Here is a 19,066-nt window from a genome sequence, read left to right on the forward strand (position 1 = left end):
GCGGGTCATCCACGCCTCCTTCGACCGATCGCCAGCGTTGCCCCGGCCAGCGCCGCCAGCGCGCCGGCCGCCAGGGCGCCCACCACCTGGTACTGCCGGCGCACCCGGCGGCGCACCTGGGCGTACGGCATGGTGGAGAAGGAGACCAGCTCGTACTGCGACACGTACCGGCCGGGCAGGGCCCGCTCCAGCGCGTGCTCGATCCGCCTGCGGGTCTGGAACACCGGGGAGGCGACCTTGTCCCGCATCTCCACGAAGTTGGTCAGCGCCATCTGCGCGATCGCCTCGGCGTTGGCCTGCCGCCGCTGCTGGAACAGCGGCAGCGCCGCCGACCAGTCGTCGCCGCACTCGTCCAGGCAGCGGTCCAACTCGACCACGTCCTCGAACGCGCAGTTCGCGCCCTGGCCGTAGAACGGCACGATGGCGTGCGCCGCGTCGCCGAGCAGGCCGACCTTCCCGTTCACCTGCCAGGGCGTGCAGCGGACCGTACCGAGCACCCCGACCGGGTTGTGCTGGTAGTCGTCGACCAGGTTCGGGGCGAGCGGAATCAGGTCCGGGTAGTGGGCGGCGAAGTACCGCTCGATGGCGGCCGGGCTGCCCAGCGACGCGAAGCTCGCGGTGCCGTGGGTGGGCCAGAAGAGCGTGCAGGTGAAGGAGCGGTCCGGGTTGGGCAGCGCGATCATCATCGAGGTGCCGCGCGGCCAGATGTGCAGGGCACCCGGATCCAGGGCGAAGTCGCCGCCGAGCGGCGGGATGGTGAGTTCCTTGTAGCCGTAGTCGAGGAAGTCCAGGCTCTCGGTCAGTGCGCCGTGCCCGAGGAGCTGCCCGCGCACGGCGGATCCGGCGCCGTCGGCGCCGAGCACCACCGACGCGGTGGCGGTGACCTTGCCCTGCGGGGTCTCGAAGGTCATCTCGCCGGTGGCCGGTTCGAGCCCGACCAGCCGGTGGTCGAAGGCGACCCGCACGTTCGGCAGCCCGGCGGCGGCGGTGAGCAGCGCGTTGTTCAGCGCGCCCCGGCTGATCGAGTTGATCGCCCACTCGCCGGTGCCGCTGTACGACTGGAACTGCTGCTCCCCCTCGACCGGGTGGATCATCCGGCCGCGCATCGGCAGCGCGTCCGCCATCACCTGCCGTTCCAGCCCGATCCGGCGCAACGCGTCCAGGCCGCGCTCGGAAAGCGCCAGGTTGATCGAGCGGCCCCGCTCGACCTTCCCGATACGCGGATCCGGCCGCCGCTCGTAGAGCGCCACCGGGTAGCCGCGCCGGGCCAGATAGCAGGCGAGCAGGCAGCCGGCCAGCCCGGCCCCGACGACCGCGATCTCTTCGCGCTCGCTCATCGGGTCACCTCCACGGTGGTGGCCAGCGCGTCGGCGACCCGCCAGCAGTCGTGGTACGTCGAGTAGAGCGGCACCGGGGCGAACCGGACGACGTCCGGCTCCCGCGCGTCGGCGATCACGCCGTGCTCGTGCCGCAGCCGCTTGGTCAGCTCGTTGGCGCTGCCCACCCCGATCCGCACCGAGAGCTGGCAGCCCCGACGGGCCGGGTCGCGCGGGGTGATCACGGACAGCGGCCGGTCGGCGGTCACCTCGTCCAGCAGCCGCTCCAGCCAGCCGGTGAGCCGGAGGCTGCGCTCCCGCAGCGCCGGCATGCCGACCGCGTCGAAAAGCTCCAGCGAGGTACGCACCGGCCCCATCGCGAAGATCGGCGGGTTGGAGATCTGCCACGCCTCGACGGTGGCCGGCGGCCGGGACACCGGGGTCATCTCGAACCGGGTCGCCGCCTCGGTGCTCCACCAGCCCTCGAAGCGGGGCAGCCGGGGGTCGCCGAGGTGCCGTTCGTGGACGAAGACGCCGGCCAGGGCACCCGGCCCGGAGTTGAGGTACTTGTACGAGCACCAGGCGGCGAAGTCGACGTCCCAGTCGTGCAGGGCGAGGGGCACGTTGCCGGCGGCGTGCGCCAGGTCCCAGCCGACCACCGCGCCGGCGGCCCGCCCGGCGGCGGTGATCGCCGGAATGTCCATCAGCTCGCCGGTCAGGTAGTTGACCCCGCCGAGCAGCACCAGCGCGACCCTGTGCCCCTCGGCGGCGAGGAAGTCCAGCACGTCGCCGGTGCGCAGGGTTTCCTCGCCGGGCCGCGGCTTGAGCCGCACCACCGTGGCGTCCGGGTCCAGCCCGTGGAAGCGGGCCTGGCTGCGCACCGCGTAGCTGTCCGAGGGGAAGGCGCTGTCCTCGATGACGATCCGGGTCCGCTCCCCCGCCGGCCGGTAGAAGCTCACCATCAGCAGGTGCAGGTTGACCGTGAGAGAGTTCATCACCACGGTCTCCGCGGGGAGCGCGCCGACCAGTCGCGCGGCCGGCGCGGTCAGCAGTTCGTGGTACGGCAGCCAGGGCCGTTCCGCCTCCAGGTGCCCCTCCACGCCCAGCCGGCGCCAGCCGTCCAGGTCGGCGAGGAGTTCGTCCCGGGTGGCCCGGGGTGGCAGGCCCAGCGAGTTACCGGCCAGGTACGCCACCTCGGGGTAGCGCCCGCCCTCGGCGGGCGGCACGTGGAACAGGTGCCGGTGGCCGGGATCGACCGCGTCGAGCTGGCGAGCTTCGTCTTCGGTGTGCATGTCCTTCTCTTTCGCTCACATCGCGGTCCGGGCCGACCACAGCTCCGGGAAGACCACCCGGGCCATGCTGCGCTGCAACCAGGCCAGCCCGGCGGAGCCACCGCTGCCGACCTTGGCGCCCATGGTGCGCTGCACCGCCTTGACGTGGTGCCAGCGCCAGTCGCCGAACCGCTCGGCCACCTCGGTCAGCGCCTCGCCCAGCAGCCGCAGGTGATTGTCCGGGCCGCCGTCGGCGTAGATCCGCACCCAGGCCGCCTCGACCGCCGGGTGCGGCTCGTGCTCGATCGTCACCTCTCGGTCGAGCAGCTCGGCGGGCAGGTCGAAGCCCCGCCGGGCGAGCAGGGCGACCACGTCGTCCCAGAGGCTCGGCGTGGCGAGGGCCGCGGTCAGCTCCGCGTACACCTCGGTCTGCCGGCGGAACGGACGGATCAGCGCCGGGTCGCGGAGGCCGAGCAGGAACTCCAGCTGGCGGTACATCGCGGACTGGAAGCCGGAGCCCTCACCGAGCCGGTCGCGGAAGCGGTTGAAATCGGCCGGAGTCATCCAGCGCAGCCCCTGCCAGGCGGCGTTGAGCCCCTCCAGGTGCAGGGCCGCGCGGCGCAGCGGGGGAAGCGCCTCCCAGATCCGGTTCGCCCGCAGCTCACGCTGGGCGTGCCGCAGCTCGTGGCAGGTCAGCCCGAAGTAAAGCTCCATGATCTGGCTGACCATCAGGAAGGACATCTCGCCCGGGTCGTCGCTGAGCGGCTGCTGCAGCCCGTGCAGCGTGCTCGCCCGCACGTACGCGTCGTAGGGCACCCGGTCGGCGAACTCCAGCGTCGGTTCGCCGCCGTTGCGGGCCGCCCGGGCCGCCCGCTGGCGCGGGGTCGCCGGCCGTACCGCCGAAGTCTGTTTCAACGTCATCTCCCTCCAACCGCGGGTAGACGACATGATCCCGCCAGTGGATCCGCGAATGGAATGCCTGTTCAACGGCGGTATCGTGGTTCAACCTGCCGGTCGTAAAGCCGCTGGGGCCACGGGTTGCCGAACGAAAGGTCACGCAGTGGACGACATGGACTGGGCGCTGCTGCGTGAGCTCCAGGCCGATGCCCGGCTCTCGTTCAGCGAGCTGTCCCGCCGGGTGCACCTGTCGCCGCCGGCGGTGGCCGAGCGGGTCCGCCGGCTGGAGGAGTCCGGGGTGATCACCGGCTACCACGCGCACGTCGACCTGACCCGCGCCGGGCGTACCGTGGTCGCCCTGATCCGGATGTCCTGCTACGGGTCGCGCTGCATCCTCAACGACCCGACGACGGCGGGCTGGCCGGAAATCATGGAGATCCACCGGATCACCGGCGACGCGTGCAGCATGCTGAAGGTGGCGGCGGGCTCGATCGAGGAGTTCGAGGGAGTCATCGACCGCCTCGCCCCGTACGGCCAGCCGTCCAGCACGATGGTCCTCTCCACCCCGCTGGAATGGCACCCGGTCACCCCGCTGACCCCGCCCACCCGCCGCCGGTGAGGAAGGGCCCCTTGTTAACGCCTCGTGCATAGCAAGGCCCCCTGTTAACCAACCGCCCCGGCGCGCCGGCCGGGTTTGCCTGGACGGGATCGGGAAAGCAGGCCGGGCTGCCCGTCAGCAGGATTCCGGTGCCGCGTCGCACCGGGAGGGGGGAATCATGCGAGGGCCCGTGTCGCACCGCGCCCTGTCCGCCGTCCTGAGCGTCCTCGGACTGGTCGCGATGTTCGTCCTGACGACCGTCAGCCCGGTGCGGGCCGGGGAGAACGTCTTCGTCGAGGTCACGCCGAATCCCGCGCAGGCCGGCAGCCGGGTGAACATCCGGGCCGGCTGCGACAACGCGAACAACCGGCAGGCCGAGGTGAACTCGGACGCCTTCGGGCGGGTGATGCTCCGACCGGACAACGGCTTCCTCACCGGGGCGGTGACCATCCCGGGCAACAAACAGGCCGGTGACTACCCGGTCGACCTGCGCTGCTCGAACGGGAACACGGCGTCGACCGTGCTGACCGTGCTGAACATGGCGCAGCCGAGCAAGGGACCGGCCACCGGTGGTGGCGGCACCGCGGGCGGCCGGGGCGTCGGCTCGCTGCTGCTGGTCGGCGGCCTGGTCGCGGTGGCGGTGGTGGCCGGCGTCGGCGCCCGGCGCAGGACCGGGCCGCGCGCCTGACGAGGTGGGGCCCATGGCCTGCGCACTGACCCGAGTCGTCCGCCAACGGGGGCAGGGCGATCGACGCATCGGCCGCATCCACGGCGATGGTCACCGACCTGGCCGCCGGAACCATCGGACCACGATCCACGGCGACCCCACCGGCCGCATCCACGGCGACGCCCACCGGCCCGGCCGACTGAACCACCGGACCGCCGCAATCCACCGCGATCCCACCGGCCGCATCCACGGCGACAGCCACCGGCCCGGCCGACTGGACGACCGGACCACCGCGAACCGTGGCGACGGCAGGACCCGGCGCGGGCCGGGGACCGGGCGCGGTCGCGGCGGGCTCCAGATAGCGCTCCGGCTGGCCGCCCGGGTGTCCCACCGGTTCGTCCGCGCCGCCGGCCATGCCTCCACGGCCAGCGTCGCCACGGCCAGCGTCGCCACCACCGGCTCGCCGGCTCCGGTGCCGGCGCGGCCCACCAGGGCCGCTGCCCGCTGGCGGTACGCCGCCCGGCGCGGCCCCGGTGCCCCCGTGCTGGTGATCGCCACGCTGATGGTGCTGATCGTGGCGATGCTCGGCGTCGAGCGGGTGACCGGCGTCACCGTACTGCCGGACCGGTTCTTCGCCGGGATTCGGCCGTCCCCGAAGAAGTTCCCGGTGCTGCCGGCGAGCCCGCCGACGGACATCACCATCAGCAAGCTCGGCCTGCGGGCGCCGGTGCACCGGGTGGGCATCGCCCCGGACGGCAGCATCGCCGTACCGGAGCTCGAGAAGGCCGGCGAGGCCGGCTGGTACGACCAGGGGCCGACCCCCGGGCAGTACGGCCCGGCGGTGATCGTCGGGCACGTCGACACCACCACCGGGCCGGCCGTCTTCCACGACCTGAAGAAGCTGAAGGACGGCGACCGGGTCGAGGTGGCTCGGGAGGACCACTCGGTGGCGGTCTTCGAGGTCACCTCGGTGCAGCGGTACGACAAGGAGAAGCTGCCCGCCAACGAGGTCTTCGGCGACTTCAGCCGGCCGAACCTGCGCCTCATCACCTGCGGTGGGCGATGGGTGGGCGGCGCCACCGGCTATGCCGACAACCTCGTGGTCTACGCGTCCCTGGTCCAGGCCCGCGGCCCGTGAGCCGGGCTCAGGCGGCCTCCGGCTCCGGCTCGCGCAGGTCCAGCCAGTCCGCCCAGCGCGGATCCGGCGCGCGGTGGCCGAGCACCCGCCACGCCGTCCCCTTCGGGGCGGCCGGCAGGCAGTGCAGCCGCCAGCCCAGCTCGGCCGGGGTCTTGTCGCCCTTGGTGTGGTTGCAGCGGGCACACGCGGCGACCACGTTCTCCCAGGCGTGCCGGCCACCCCGGCTGCGCGGGAAGACGTGGTCGATGGTCTCCGCCGGGCCGCGGCAGTAGGCGCAACGCCAGCCGTCCCGGGCGAACACCGCCCGACGGGAGAGCCCGATGTGGGTGCGGTAGGGCACCCGGACGTAGCGGGTGAGCCGGACCACCGAGGGGACCGGGAGCACGTTGCGCGCGCTGTGCAGGAGGCCGTCGCCGTCGGCGACACAGACGGCCTTGGCCGACAGCACGAGGATCGCGGCACGACGCACCGATACGACACACAGCGGCTCGTAGGTGGCGTTGAGCACCAGGGCACCGGAGCCTGCTGTGGGTCGTATGTCAGGCATCGTGCTCACCCTCCCGGTCCAGCCGCTCCTGCCGCTGTCGCGCCGGGCGAGCCCCGCAGGCAGCGGGGAGCCGCACCGACGCCGGCCGGATCACCGACGTCCGCTGCGCCAATCGTCCCTGATCGGGCCCCGGATTGCACGCACTAATCCGGGGTACCCTCATATGCCTTTGGTGGTGCGTGTCAAGATGACCGTTTCCGCCCCGCTGACCGGTGTCCTCCGCCGCGCCGGGGTGGGCCAACAGCCACCCCGCAGCGACCGTGCGGTACGAAAGCAGGGTGAGTGCCACCAACCTGATGCTCCACGCCCTGACCGCCGCGCCAGATCCCGGTCCGACACCGTCGGCCGACTGCCGGGCCGACGCCTTGTGCAAGAACCTGTTGGAGTTGACCGGCTCGACCTGGTTCGCCGAGGGCAGCTACTGGATCGTGCTGAAGCCGCTGCGGATCATCATGATCCTGCTGCTGGCCTTCGCCGCCCGCTGGGCGCTGCACCGGACCATCGACCGGTTGGTGCGGACCACGAGCGAGGGCGCGATGCCCACCCTGCTCAAGCCGCTGCGCGAGCGGATCCCCAGCGCCGCACCGAACCCGGAGCAGTTCGTGCCGGAGCGCCGGCGGCAGCGCGCCGAGGCGATCGGGTCGGTGTTGAGCAGCATGGTCAGCGCCTTCATCTTCGGCATCGCACTGCTGATGGTGCTGAAGGAGTTCAGCTTCGACCTGGCCCCGCTGCTGGCCAGCGCCGGCATCGCCGGCGTGGCGCTCGGCTTCGGCGCGCAGAGCCTGGTCAAGGACCTGATCGCCGGCCTGTTCATGCTGATCGAGGACCAGTACGGCGTCGGCGACACCGTCGACCTGGGCGAGGCGACCGGTGCGGTGGAGGCCGTCGGGCTGCGGGTCACCACCGTCCGCGACGGGCGCGGGGTGCTCTGGTACATCCGCAACGGCGAGATCGTCCGGGTCGGCAACAAGAGCCAGGGCTGGGCCCGCGTGATGGTGGATCTGCCGATCGGCTTCGCCTCCACCGAGGAGGCCACCGCGGTGCTGCGTACGGCCGCGGCCTCCCTGGCGATGGATCCCGAGATGGCGCCTCAGATCGTCGAGGAGCCGGAGGTCCTCGGCGTCGAGCAGATCACGGTGGACGGCGCGGTGATCCGTACGGTGGTCAAGACGACCGCGAGCGGGCAGTTCGCGGTCGGTCGCGAGCTGCGCCGCCGGCTGGCGGAGGCGCTGGAGAACTCCGGCATCACCGCGCAGATCGCGGCGGCCCGGCGGTATCCCGGGATGCCCGCCAGCGCCCCGGGCGAGACGGGTGCCGGAGGAGCGACCTGAGGCGCGCCACACGTCCGGTCACGGGGAGACGATTTCGGGGGTCGCGCGCCGGCCGGCCCCTCGGGTATCGTCCGTTCGTTCAGTCGGAGATGCGACGATCAACCGTTCGCCCTAGCCAGTTGTCGGACGATCGGGCAAAATCCGGTGAGCGCGCTCCGGTAAAAGTGGAAGCACATTCATGTCCTCGCTGATCCGTACATCTGACGACGGTCCCCGGTAGGGCCATCACGAGTGGCCGGCTCCGAGGACGATGGAGGCGACGGTGTCCGACGAGCGACCCGCCCAGGAGGGCCCGGCCACCTTCAGTGACGTCTTCGGCCTGGCCGAGTTCCGCGCCCTCTTCACGGCCAACGTCCTGTCCTGGATCGGCGACTACGTCGCCAAGGCCGCGGTCACCATTCTGGTCTACCGGGAGACCGAGTCGGTTGCGCTCTCCGCCGCCGCGTTCGCCGCCAGCTATCTGCCCTGGCTGCTCGGCGGCCCACTGCTCTCCGCGCTCGCCGAGCGGTACCGGTACCGGCAGGTCATGATGGCCTGTGACCTGGTCCGCATGGCGATGATGGTGCTGGTGGCCCTGCCGGTGATGCCCCCCTGGGCCATCCTCGCCCTGATCTTCGCCGCCACGCTGGCCAACCCGCCGAGCCAGGCCGCTCGGTCCGCGCTGATACCACACATCCTCACCGGCGACCGGCTGATGGTGGGCCTGTCGATCTCCACGAGCTCCGGCCAGGCCGCCCAGGTCGTCGGCTACATGGTCGGCGCGGCCATCGCCTCGGCCAGCCCCACCGCCGCCCTGCTGATCAACGCGGCCACCTTCGCCCTGTCGGCGGCGCTGGTCCGGTTCGGGCTCCGCGACCGGCCGCCCACAATGACCGCCGCGCACCGCAGCCACCTGCTGCGGGAGACCGCCCAGGGCTTCCGGCTCGTCTTCGGTCGGCCGGTCCTGCGGGCCATCGCCGTGCTGGTGTTCGGCGCGGTTCTCTTCTCCATCGTGCCGGAGGGGCTCGCCGCGGCGTGGGCCGCCGAGCGGAGCGGCGACCTGGACACCGGCGTCGCCCAGGCGGTCATCATGGCCGCCAACCCGGTCGGCTACATCCTCGGCGGCCTGCTGATCGGTCGACTCTTCGCCCCGGCCCGCCGGCTGACGCTGATCCGGCCGCTGGCGGTCCTCGCCCCGGTGGTGCTGGTCCCCGCGCTGCTCGACCCGCCGCCGCTGATGGTGGCCCTCCTCGCGGCCGCCTGCGGCTTCGCGGTGGGCGGATTGATGCCGATGGCCAACGGTCTCTTCGTCCGCGCTCTGCCGGAGGGCTACCGCGCCCGGGCGTTCGGCGTGATGGCCAGCGGCACGCAGGTCATCCAGGGTGCGGCCGTGCTGGCCACCGGGGCGCTCGCCGAACGGTTCACCATCCCCGTCGTGGTCGGTGGCTGGAGCGCCGCCGGGGTGCTCCTGATGCTCGTTGCCGCGCTCGCCTGGCCACGCCCGCAGACGGTGGAGGCGGCCGTCGAAGCCGCCCAGGCCACCTCGGCCGGGACGGCCGCCGCCGGCCACCACCTGCCCCCCGTGGCCCGGGCGGGCATCCCTGCGGCCCGCTCGACGGTCGGCGAGCGGAGCCGGCAGGCCGTGACCTGACGCCCAGCGGGCGGTGGCCGACGGCAGTGCACCGGCCGTACCTGGCAGGATGGAACGGTGACTTCCTCAGGCGAGTCGATGACCCTCTTCGAGGCGATCGGCGGCGAGCCCGCCTTCCGCAAGCTGGTGGACGAGTTCTACGCCGGCGTCGCCACCGACCCGCTGCTTCGGCCGATGTACCCGGAGGAGGACCTCGGCCCAGCGGCCGACCGGTTCACCCTCTTTCTCATCCAGTACTGGGGCGGCCCGCACACCTACTCCGAGCAGCGCGGCCACCCCCGGCTGCGGATGCGGCACGCCCCGTTCCGGATCGGCGCGGCCGAACGGGACGCCTGGCTGCACCACATGCGCCGGGCCGTGGACCGGCTGGACCTGCCGCCGGAGATCGCCACCGCGCTCTGGGACTACCTGGAGCGGGCCGCGTACTTCATGGTCAACGTCATGGAGGACCCGGCCGCCGGGGCCTGACGACGACCGGCCGCACCGGCACGGCCGCGGCTCGGAGCCTCGGCCGGCACGGTCAGAGCAGGGCACCCTCGTCGTGCAGCCAGTCAACGAAGGTGGTGGCCACCGCCGCGCCGCAATCGAGCATCTCGACCAGCAGGGCGTCGTGGGTGCCGGCACCGAGCGGGACCTGGAGTTCCGCATAGATCGGCAGTTGGCCCCGCTCGGTCGGGTCGCCGACGTACGCCTTGCAGAACCGTCGGGTGTGGTTCCACTCGTTGACCACCCGGTAGGCCCGGTCGGCCCAGTCCGGCGGCACCGTCGCGTGTGGACGAGCCCGCATCACCAGGATCTCGTCGTCCGGGCCCTCCAGGGTGACCAGCACCGCGTGCCGCTCCCACATGGCCAGCAGGTTGCCGTCGCCGTCGGCCAGGTAGCGCACGTCGAGCAGGTCAAGCGCGTCGCACACCCGGCGGAGGGTGACCGCAGCGACGATGGCCGGCATTTCCGCGATCACGGGCCGTTCGGCGGCCGGCGGATCATCCTCTGGCTGACGGGGGGCCGGTGGTCCGACCCGGACGGTCTCCTCCACTGTGATCCCGCTTCGAGTTTCCGGGTCGCCGCCAGCGGCGGAACCTGGGCGCCATGACCACCACGGCATCGCTCGCGCACCTCACTCCCCAGCGGATCCACTCGCCTACGGTGCGTTGGATCCGAGGATGGACGGTACCCGGACAGCCGAGCTGAGGCACCCCCCCAACGGTCGCCCCGGACCGGAAGGATGAGAATGGGTCACCCGTTTGGATGAACCGTAACGGGTTTTAGAGCGAGCTCTGCAACCTTCCGCGACCATGCCGCTCCGTATGGTCCAACCAGCCCGACCCATCGGCCGGCAACGCGTACCTGAACGTCACCGACGCCGAGGAAGCCCATCCGGACCAGACCCTGGATCAACCGCTGCGGCACCTCCACGGGCGCGTCCGGCACGTCGTCCGGGGTGACCACGACCGCGACGTGGTCCAGCAACGCGTCCCGCAGCACGCGCTGCCCCACCGCCCGGCCCGCCACGCCGTGGACGGCCGCCTCGCGCAGCGTCCCGGCCGCCGCGGCGGCGATCCGGCGTACGTCCTCGGCAGGCAGCGTCTCCACCGCCCGGCTCGCCACCGGGGGCAGCGCCCAGCGCCATCCGTCGTCGCGGCGCCGGGGCAGCGCGGCCCCACCGGCCGCCAACTCGGCCAGCAGCTCCCCAGCGGCGATCGTGACGTCACCCGGGGCCGTCCCGGTGACCGTACGGACCACGAGGACGTCCCACGGCAGCCGGGCCCAGAGGGCGGTACGGCCCGCCCCCGGGACCGGCCGGAGCCGGACCAGGGTGGCCGGGTCCAGCCGGACCAGCCGGGCCAGGAAGGCACCGGCGTCGGTCACCCCGTCCAGCCCGTGCCCGATGGTCATGCCGGCAGCCCGGGCGCGTACCGGAGCAGGAAGGCGTGCTCCTCCGGGGTGACCCGGCGGGGCCGCTGCGCGACCAGGTCGAACGGCACCAGCACCGAACGGGCCCGGCTGGCGAGCACGTCACCGTCGTACAGCTCGTAGGCGACGCTGAACGACGCCGCCCGGATCTCCTCCACCCACAGTTCGATCCGGACCGTCGGGGCCGCCTCCGCACTGGCCCGGCCCAGCGCGTAGTCGACCGGGCGCAGGTAGTCGACCTCGTGCCGGCGGATGACCACCCCGTCGGCGAACGAGCCCACCCCCCACGCCCGGCCGCCGGCGAACATCAGCGCCACCCGCGCCTCCTCGTACAGGGTGAGGAAGCGCGAGTTGTTGACGTGGCCGTACGCGTCCAGGTCGGACCAGCGCAGCGTGCAGTGGTAAACAAACCGGTCAGACAAGGGTCAGCACCGATCAGTCACGGGTGAGCTTGCGGTAGGTCACCCGGTGCGGGCGGGCCGCCTCGGCGCCGAGCCGGTCGATCTTGTTCTTCTCGTACGCCTCGAAGTTGCCCTCGAACCAGAACCACTTCGCCGGGTTCTGGTCGTCGCCCTCCCAGGCCAGGATGTGCGTGGCGACCCGGTCCAGGAACATCCGGTCGTGGGAGATGACCACGGCGCAGCCGGGGAACTCCAGCAGCGCGTTCTCCAGGCTGGAGAGGGTCTCCACGTCCAGGTCGTTGGTCGGCTCGTCGAGCAGGATGACGTTGCCGCCGATCTTCAGGGTCAGCGCCAGGTTGAGCCGGTTCCGCTCGCCACCGGAGAGGACCTTGGTCGGCTTCTGCTGGTCCGGCCCCTTGAAGCCGAAGGCGGCGATGTACGCCCGGGAGGGCATCTCGACCTTGCCGACCAGCAGGTGGTCCAGCCCGTCGGAGACCGTCTCCCAGACCGTGTTGTCGCCGGCCAGGCCGGCCCGGCTCTGGTCGACGTACGACAGCGAGACGGTCTCGCCGACCTTCACCGAGCCCGAGGTCGGCTCCTCCAGCCCGACGATGGTCTTGAACAGGGTGGTCTTGCCGACGCCGTTCGGGCCGATCACGCCGACGATGCCGTTACGCGGCAGCGAGAAGCCGAGGCCGTCGATCAGCACCCGCTCGCCGAAGGCCTTGGTGAGGTTGTTGACCTCGATGACCGTGCTGCCCAGGCGCGGGCCCGGCGGGATCTGGATCTCCTCGAAGTCCAGCTTGCGGGTCTGCTCCGCCGCAGTGGCCATCTCCTCGTACCGGTCGAGCCGGGCCTTGGACTTGGTCTGCCGGGCCTTGGCGTTGGAGCGGACCCACTGCAGCTCCTCGTCGAGGCGCTTCTTCATCTTGGCGTCGCGCCGGCCCTCGACGGACAGCCGGGCGGCCTTCTTCTCCAGGTAGGTGGAGTAGTTGCCCTCGTAGCCGATGGCCCGGCCGCGGTCCAGCTCCAGGATCCAGCCGGCCACGTTGTCGAGGAAGTACCGGTCGTGGGTGATCGCCAGCACGGTGCCGGCGTACTTCGCCAGGTGCTGCTCCAGCCACTGCACGCTCTCCGCGTCCAGGTGGTTGGTGGGCTCGTCGAGCAGCAGCAGGTCGGGCGCCTCCAGCAGCAGCTTGCACAGCGCCACCCGGCGGCGCTCACCACCGGAGAGCTTGGTGACGTCGGCGTCCGGCGGCGGGCAGCGCAGCGCGTCCATCGCCAGCTCGAGCTTGGAGTCGATGTCCCACGCGTCGGCGTTGTCCAACTCCTCCTGGAGCTTGCCCATCTCCTCCATCAGCTCGTCGGAGTAGTCGGTGGCCATCTGCTCGGCGATCTTGTTGAACCGCTCCAGCTTGGCCTTGGTCTCGGCGACCGCCTCCTCGATGTTGCCGAGGACGGTCTTGGCGTCGTTCAGCGGCGGCTCCTGCGCCAGCATGCCGACGGTGTAGCCGGGCATCAGCCGAGCCTCGCCGTTGCTCGGCTGGTCCCAGCCTGCCATGATCTTGAGGAGGCTGGACTTACCGGCGCCGTTCGGACCGACCACACCGATCTTGGCCCCCGGCAGGAAGTTCAGCGTCACGTTGTCGAGCACGACCTTGTCGCCGTGCGCCTTGCGCGCCTTTTCCAGGACGTAGATGAACTGGGCCACGGTGCGGGCTACCTCCGTCGGTTGCGATCGCGAGCTTGCGGCGCGCGGGCGCGGGCTGCTCTTCCGCCCGGCCGCCGCCGGCCAGGAGCCGGCCGGACGCACGCCATCGTCAATCCTGACAGGTACGCCCCGCTCTGCCCACATCACCCCGCCTTCCCGGTCACGCCGGGTGCCACCTTGCCGATGACCGGACCCGCCGATCACCGACCTTGACCAGCAGTTGTCAGTAAGATCACGTCTGCGGTTCGGTGGTCGTGGGACGGGTAGGTAACTCCGGCACGGGGGAACAGAGGCCGCAGCTACGCTCATTACGCTCATCGCGGTGGACCCGTCAGCACCCGGAGGTGGCCGATCGTGACCGTCCGTAGCTCCTTTGTCGTAGTGGCGAACCGCCTGCCGGTCGACGAGGTGAGCACACCCGAGGGACGGCAGTGGCGGCGCAGCCCAGGTGGGCTCGTCACCGCGCTGCATCCCGTCCTGGCCGCGCAGCAGGGCACCTGGGTCGGCTGGGCCGGCGGCACGGGCGCCGCGCCGGAGCCCTTCGACCTGGAGGGGATCCGGCTGCACCCGGTGCCGCTGAGCGCCGAGGAACTGGAGCGCTACTACGAGGGCCAGTCCAACGCGACGATCTGGCCGCTCTACCACGACGCCGTCGAGACGCCGACGTACAAACGCCGGTGGCGGGAGGCGTACCGGCTGGTCAACGCCCGGTTCGCGGAGGCCGCGGCGGACGTCGCAGCCGAGGGCGCGACGGTCTGGGTGCAGGACTACCAGCTCCAGCTCGTCCCGGCGATGCTCCGCGAGCTGCGTCCGGACCTGCGGATCGGGTTCTTCCTGCACATCCCGTTCCCGCCGATCGAGCTGTTCATGCAGATGCCGTTCCGCACCGAGATCCTGCGCGGCCTGCTCGGCGCCGATCTGGTCGGCTTCCAGCAGCGGCTGGCGGCGCAGAACTTCGTACGGCTCGCCCGGCACCTGCTCGGCCTGCGCTATGAGGGGCAGATGATCCAGGTCGACGGCCGGAGGGTCAAGGCCGGCGCGTTCCCCATCTCCATCGACACCGGGGAGATGGAGCGGCTGGCCGAGGACCCGGCGATCCAGGCCCGGGCCAAGCAGATCCGCGAAGAGCTGGGCAACCCGAAGACGCTCATCCTGGGGGTCGACCGGCTCGACTACACCAAGGGCATCGAGCTCCGGCTGAAGGCCTTCCGCGAACTCCTCGCTGACGGAAAGTTGACAGTTCCCGACGCGGTCATGGTGCAGGTCGCCACCCCGAGCCGTGAACGGGTCGAGCACTACCAGGCGCTTCGAGTGAAGGTCGAGCGCGAGGTGGGCAGGATTAATGGCGAATTCGGCCGAGTAGGCCTACCGGCAGTGCACTATCTGCATCAGTCGTACAGTCGCTCCGAACTCGCCGCGATGTACGTCGCGGCGGACGTGATGATCGTGACCCCGCTGCGAGACGGAATGAATCTGGTGGCCAAGGAGTACGTCGCATCGCGCGCCGACCAGGGCGGCGCGCTCGTGCTCAGTGAGTTTGCCGGCGCCGCGACAGAGCTGCGCCAAGCGTTTTTGTGTAACCCGCACGACCCCGACGCGGTCAAGGACGCGCTGTTGCGCGCCGTACACGTCGAACGACCGGAGGCCCGTAGGCGAATGCGGATAATGCAGCGCCATCTGCGTACCCACGACGTCGGCCACTGGGCCACGTCCTTCCTGACCGAACTCGGCGTGCCCGATGCGGAGGCCGCGTGAACTCCACCGCCACCACCACCTTGCCCGCCGGGGTGCTGGATCCCGAACTGCGCGCCGCTATCGGCCGGATCGCCCGCGTACCGCAACTCCTGGTCGCCTGCGACTACGACGGCACTCTCGCGCCGATCGTCGAGGACCCGAGCAAGGCCGTACCGCTGCCCGAGTCGGTGGCCGCGGTCCGCGCCCTGGCCTCGCTGCCGCAGACCACCGTCGCGGTCGTCTCCGGCCGCGCGCTGCGCGACCTGGCCGCGCTCTCCCGCCTGCCCAGCGAGGTCCACCTCGTCGGCAGCCACGGCTCCGAGTTCGACATCGGCTTCGTCGAGCGGCTCACCCCCGAGCTGATCGCGGTGCGCACCCGGCTGCGCGACGCGCTGCGCGAGATCGCCGCGGCCCACCCGGGCGTACGCCTGGAGCGCAAGCCGGCCAGCGTCGCCATGCACACCCGCGGGGTCGACCCGCAGGTCGCCGCCGCGGCCATCGAGGCGGTCCGCAACGGCCCCGCCACCTGGGCGGACGTGACCGTCACCCAGGGCAAGGAGGTCATCGAGCTGTCGGTGGTGGCCACCCACAAGGGCACCGCGGTCGACCAGCTCCGGACCCAGCTCGCGGCGAGCGCCGTGCTCTTCATCGGCGACGACGTCACCGATGAGAACGCCTTCGGAAACCTCCAGGGCCCGGATGTCGGCATCAAGATCGGCCCCGGGGACACCCAGGCCGACTACCGGGTGGCCGAGCCGATCGAGGCGGCCCGGGCGCTGGGCCTGCTGCTGGAGACCCGCCGACACTGGCTCTTCGGCGAGCGGGCGGTGCCGATCGAGCGGCACTCGATGCTGGCCAACGGGCGGACGGTCGCGCTGGTCACCCCCGAAGCGAAGATCACCTGGCTCTGCCACCCGAAGCCGGACGCGGCGGCGATCTTCGCCGACCTGGTCGGCGGCAGCCCCGCCGGGCACTTCACCGTCGGCCCCGAGCGCGGCGGCATCCCGCTCGGCCAGCGCTACCGCAGCGGCACGATGACCGTGGAGACCCGCTGGTCGGGCCTGACCGTCACCGACTGGCTGGACCTGCCGGCGAAGGAGACCACCCCGGACGGCCCGGCGGTCGTCACCGGCGACTCGGCGCTGGTCCGGCTGCTCACCGGCCGCGGCCGGGCCCGGATCGACTTCGCCCCGCGTCCCGAGTTCGGTCAGGTCGCGGTGCAGCTCCAGCCGATCGACGACGGCCTGCTGGTGCTCGGCTCCAACGAGCCGATGGCGCTCTACTCGCCGGGCGTTGAGTGGGACGTCACCAACGACGGGGTCAACGAGACGGCGAAGGCTGTGGTCGACCTCACCGCGGCGGGCGGGCAGGTGGTGCTGGAGCTGCGCTTCGGTACGCAGAGCCTGGAGCACCACCGGGTGCCGGTCCACGAGCGGCAGGCCGCCGCCGAGCGGCCCTGGAAGGACTGGGTGGCCGGGCTCCGGCTGCCCGACACGGCCCGCGACCTGGTCACCCGCAGCGCGCTCACCCTGCGCGGGCTCTGCCACGAGCCCACCGGCTCGATCCTCGCCGCGGCGACCACCTCGCTCCCCGAGGAGCTGGGCGGCGTCCGGAACTGGGACTACCGCTACTGCTGGCTGCGGGACGCGGCGATGACCGCGCGGGCGCTTGTCGACCTCGGCTCGACCGAGGAGGCGGAGGGGCTGCTGCGCTGGATCGACGGGGTCGTCGAGCGCACCGGCGGGCACCCGGAGCGACTGCACCCGCTCTACACCGTCGACGGGTACGAGCTGGGCGCCGAGGCGGTCATCGACACCCTGCCCGGGTACGCCGGCTCCCGGCCGGTCCGGGTCGGCAACCTCGCCAACCACCAGCTTCAGCTGGACGTCTTCGGCCCGGTCGCGGACCTGATCGCCGCCGTGGCGGACGCGCGCGGCTCGGTCCGCGAGGACGAGTGGCGGGTGCTGGAGAACATGGTCGAGGCGGTCCGCCGCCGCTGGCACGAGCCCGACCACGGCATCTGGGAGGCCCGCCTCCCACCCCGGCACCACGTCTTCTCCAAGGTCATGCTGTGGATGACGGTCGACCGGGCGCTGCACGTGGTACGGCAGCACGGCGGTGAGGACCGACCGGAGTGGGTGGAGCTGCGCGACCGGATCGGCGCCAACGTGCTGGAGTACGGCTGGCACGAGGAGGCCGAGGCGTACAGCGTCGCGTACGGGCACGAGGACATGGACGCCTCGTCCCTCTGGATCGGCCTGTCCGGGCTGCTCCCAGGGGACGACCCGCGCTTCCTGTCCACCGTGCTCAAGATCGAGGCGGACCTGCGCAGCGGCCCGGTCGTCTACCGGTACCACTGGGACGACGGCCTGCCCGGCCGGGAGGGCGGCTTCCACATCTGCACGTCGTGGCTGATCGAGGCGTACCTGCGCACCGGCCGGCGTACCGACGCCGAGGAGCTGTTCGCCCAGATGGTCGACACGGCGGGCCCGACCGGGCTGCTCCCGGAGCAGTACGACCCGCTCGCCGAGCGCGGCCTGGGCAACCACCCGCAGGCGTACAGCCACCTCGGGCTGATCCGCTGCGCCCTCCTGCTGGACGACGCGCTCAAGCAGTGACCTGACCAGCAACGACGGCGGCCCGGGACGACAACAGGTCCCGGGCCGCCGTCGGATCAGCTGTCCAGGGCGCCAACCACGTCGCCGACCACCACGATCGCGGGCGGGCGGAGACCCGCGGCCGTCACGTCGGCGGCGACCGCACCCAGCGTCGAGCGGAGCACCCGCTGGCCGCTGGTCGTGCCCTCCTGGACCACCGCCGCCGAGGTGTCCGCCGGGCGGCCGTGGGCGACCAGGGTCGCGCTGATCGCGGCGAGGTTCTTCAGCCCCATCAGGATCACCAGCGTGCCGCGCAGGCCGGCGAGGGCCTCCCAACGGACGAGGGAGGCCGGCGAGTCCGGCCCGACGTGCCCGGAGACCACCGTGAACTCGTGCGCCACCGCCCGATGGGTGACCGGGACACCGGCCACCGCGGGCACGGCGATCGCACTGGTCACCCCGGGGACCACGGTCACCGGCACGCCCGCCTCGGCGCAGGCCAGCAACTCCTCGCCGCCGCGGCCGAAGACGTACGGGTCGCCGCCCTTGAGCCGGACCACGACCTTGCCGGCCCGGGCCCGCTCCACCAGGATCCGGTTGATCTCCTCCTGGGCGCGAGACGGCCCGTACGGGATCTTCGAGGCGTCCACCAGCTCGACGTCGGAGCGCAGCTCGTCGAGGAGCAGCCCCGGGACGAGACGGTCGGCGACCACCACGTCGGCCTCGGTGAGCAGCCGCCAGCCCTTCACGGTGATCAGCTCCGGGTCGCCTGGCCCCGCCCCGACCAACGCGACGCGCCCGCCGGTGTTGACAGGGCGCCCCTGCTCTGTCGGAGACGTCAACCGGGGGCCCTCCGTTGCGAGCAGGGCGCGGATGGCGTCGCGGACGGTCATCGACCGGCGGGGGTCGCCGCCACCGAGCACGGCGACGGTTACCGGGCCGTGCCGGGTGACGGCCGGGGTCCACGCGGTGGCCGCCACCCGGTCGTCGGCGCGTACGCAGAAGATCCGGCGCTCGGCGGCGGCGGCGCTGACCTCGGCGGCGGCGGCCCGGTCGTCAACGGCCACCTGGACCAGCCAGGCGCCGTCAAGGTCGGCTGGTGCGAACCGGCGCGGCTCCCAGCGCAGCCGGCCGGCGTCGACGTGGCTCCGCAGCGCCGGAGTCAGCTCCGGCGCGACCAGCAGCACGTCCGCCCCGGCGTCGAGCAGCGCCGGCACCCGTCGGGTGGCCACCGCTCCCCCGCCCACCACGACCACCCGCAGGCCGGCCAGCCGGAGCCCGAGCGGGTACGGGTTGGTGCTCACGCCGCCGCCA

At 72.2% G+C, this 19,066-nt stretch carries 17 protein-coding genes; 8 read left to right on the plus strand and 9 right to left on the minus strand.

Translation table 11 applies throughout. The features are described from left to right. Positions 1-5: 5 nt before the first annotated feature. Genes AB0C02_RS17035 through AB0C02_RS17045 form a run of 3 tightly spaced genes read right to left on the minus strand, consistent with a single transcriptional unit; the run spans position 6 to position 3,508 of the window. Positions 6-1,337: an NAD(P)/FAD-dependent oxidoreductase gene (locus AB0C02_RS17035; RefSeq protein WP_357549094.1), complete on the minus strand. Its 1,332-nt coding sequence runs from the start codon at positions 1,335-1,337 to the stop codon at positions 6-8. Then, positions 1,334-2,608 carry a kynureninase gene (gene kynU / locus AB0C02_RS17040; RefSeq protein WP_357549095.1) on the minus strand — a complete coding sequence of 425 codons (1,275 nt, stop codon included), beginning with the start codon at positions 2,606-2,608 and terminating at the stop codon, positions 1,334-1,336. The genes AB0C02_RS17035 and kynU overlap by 4 nt, the downstream gene beginning before the upstream one ends. A 15-nt stretch (positions 2,609-2,623) precedes the next feature. Continuing rightward, complete coding sequence (locus AB0C02_RS17045) at positions 2,624-3,508, minus strand: tryptophan 2,3-dioxygenase family protein (RefSeq protein WP_357549096.1); 885 nt, start codon at positions 3,506-3,508, stop codon at positions 2,624-2,626. Between the two features lie 139 nt (positions 3,509-3,647). Between AB0C02_RS17045 and AB0C02_RS17050 the strand changes: the two genes are divergently transcribed. The 3 genes from AB0C02_RS17050 (at position 3,648) to AB0C02_RS17060 (ending at position 5,887) form a co-directional block, all read left to right on the plus strand. After that, positions 3,648-4,103, plus strand: coding sequence for an Lrp/AsnC family transcriptional regulator (locus tag AB0C02_RS17050; RefSeq protein WP_357549097.1), 456 nt, complete (start codon positions 3,648-3,650; stop codon positions 4,101-4,103). A 157-nt stretch (positions 4,104-4,260) separates the two neighbouring features. Continuing rightward, on the plus strand, positions 4,261-4,770 hold the full coding sequence (locus AB0C02_RS17055) for a hypothetical protein (RefSeq protein WP_357549098.1): 510 nt from the start codon (positions 4,261-4,263) through the stop codon (positions 4,768-4,770). Between the two features lie 337 nt (positions 4,771-5,107). Then, positions 5,108-5,887: a class F sortase gene (locus tag AB0C02_RS17060; RefSeq protein WP_357549204.1), complete on the plus strand. Its 780-nt coding sequence runs from the start codon at positions 5,108-5,110 to the stop codon at positions 5,885-5,887. Positions 5,888-5,894: 7 nt separating this feature from the next. On the opposite strand, the gene AB0C02_RS17065 is transcribed toward AB0C02_RS17060, so the two are convergent. Next, complete coding sequence (locus AB0C02_RS17065) at positions 5,895-6,434, minus strand: HNH endonuclease (protein WP_357549099.1); 540 nt, start codon at positions 6,432-6,434, stop codon at positions 5,895-5,897. Positions 6,435-6,730: 296 nt separating this feature from the next. On the opposite strand from AB0C02_RS17065, the gene AB0C02_RS17070 reads away from it, so the two are divergent. The 3 genes from AB0C02_RS17070 (at position 6,731) to AB0C02_RS17080 (ending at position 9,863) form a co-directional block, all read left to right on the plus strand. After that, positions 6,731-7,765, plus strand: coding sequence for a mechanosensitive ion channel family protein (locus AB0C02_RS17070; protein ID WP_357549205.1), 1,035 nt, complete (start codon positions 6,731-6,733; stop codon positions 7,763-7,765). 250 nt (positions 7,766-8,015) lie between these two features. Continuing rightward, positions 8,016-9,395 (plus strand): MFS transporter, encoded by a 1,380-nt coding sequence (locus AB0C02_RS17075; protein ID WP_357549100.1) that lies wholly within the window; start codon positions 8,016-8,018, stop codon positions 9,393-9,395. A gap of 78 nt (positions 9,396-9,473) precedes the next feature. Beyond that, positions 9,474-9,863: a globin gene (locus tag AB0C02_RS17080; RefSeq protein ID WP_357549206.1), complete on the plus strand. Its 390-nt coding sequence runs from the start codon at positions 9,474-9,476 to the stop codon at positions 9,861-9,863. Positions 9,864-9,915: 52 nt separating this feature from the next. Here AB0C02_RS17080 and AB0C02_RS17085 read toward each other — a convergent pair whose 3' ends face one another. The 4 genes from AB0C02_RS17085 to ettA all read right to left on the minus strand — a co-directional run bounded on the left by AB0C02_RS17085 (position 9,916) and on the right by ettA (position 13,421). Beyond that, positions 9,916-10,500 (minus strand): YbjN domain-containing protein, encoded by a 585-nt coding sequence (locus AB0C02_RS17085; protein ID WP_357549101.1) that lies wholly within the window; start codon positions 10,498-10,500, stop codon positions 9,916-9,918. Between the two features lie 131 nt (positions 10,501-10,631). Further along, positions 10,632-11,291, minus strand: a complete 660-nt coding sequence (locus AB0C02_RS17090) for a hypothetical protein (RefSeq protein WP_357549102.1) — start codon at positions 11,289-11,291, stop codon at positions 10,632-10,634. Further along, positions 11,288-11,731: a thioesterase family protein gene (locus tag AB0C02_RS17095; RefSeq protein ID WP_357549103.1), complete on the minus strand. Its 444-nt coding sequence runs from the start codon at positions 11,729-11,731 to the stop codon at positions 11,288-11,290. The genes AB0C02_RS17090 and AB0C02_RS17095 overlap by 4 nt, the downstream gene beginning before the upstream one ends. Before the next feature lie 13 nt (positions 11,732-11,744). Then, on the minus strand, positions 11,745-13,421 hold the full coding sequence (ettA, locus tag AB0C02_RS17100; RefSeq protein ID WP_357549104.1) for an energy-dependent translational throttle protein EttA: 1,677 nt from the start codon (positions 13,419-13,421) through the stop codon (positions 11,745-11,747). Between the two features lie 354 nt (positions 13,422-13,775). On the opposite strand from ettA, the gene AB0C02_RS17105 reads away from it, so the two are divergent. Both AB0C02_RS17105 and otsB read left to right on the plus strand, forming a co-directional pair. Beyond that, positions 13,776-15,176, plus strand: a complete 1,401-nt coding sequence (locus AB0C02_RS17105) for a trehalose-6-phosphate synthase (RefSeq protein WP_357549105.1) — start codon at positions 13,776-13,778, stop codon at positions 15,174-15,176. Beyond that, positions 15,173-17,773: a trehalose-phosphatase gene (otsB, locus tag AB0C02_RS17110; RefSeq protein WP_357549106.1), complete on the plus strand. Its 2,601-nt coding sequence runs from the start codon at positions 15,173-15,175 to the stop codon at positions 17,771-17,773. Before AB0C02_RS17105 ends, otsB begins: the two co-directional genes overlap by 4 nt. 56 nt (positions 17,774-17,829) lie before the next feature. On the opposite strand, the gene cobA is transcribed toward otsB, so the two are convergent. Beyond that, the gene (gene cobA / locus AB0C02_RS17115; protein ID WP_357549107.1) at positions 17,830-19,056 is read right to left on the minus strand and encodes a uroporphyrinogen-III C-methyltransferase; all 1,227 of its coding nucleotides are present in this window, start codon (positions 19,054-19,056) and stop codon (positions 17,830-17,832) included. Between the last annotated feature and the right edge of the window lie 10 nt (positions 19,057-19,066).

Source organism: Micromonospora sp. NPDC048999, from assembly GCF_040649295.1.
In the GTDB taxonomy this organism is placed as follows: Bacteria; Actinomycetota; Actinomycetes; order Mycobacteriales; family Micromonosporaceae; genus Micromonospora.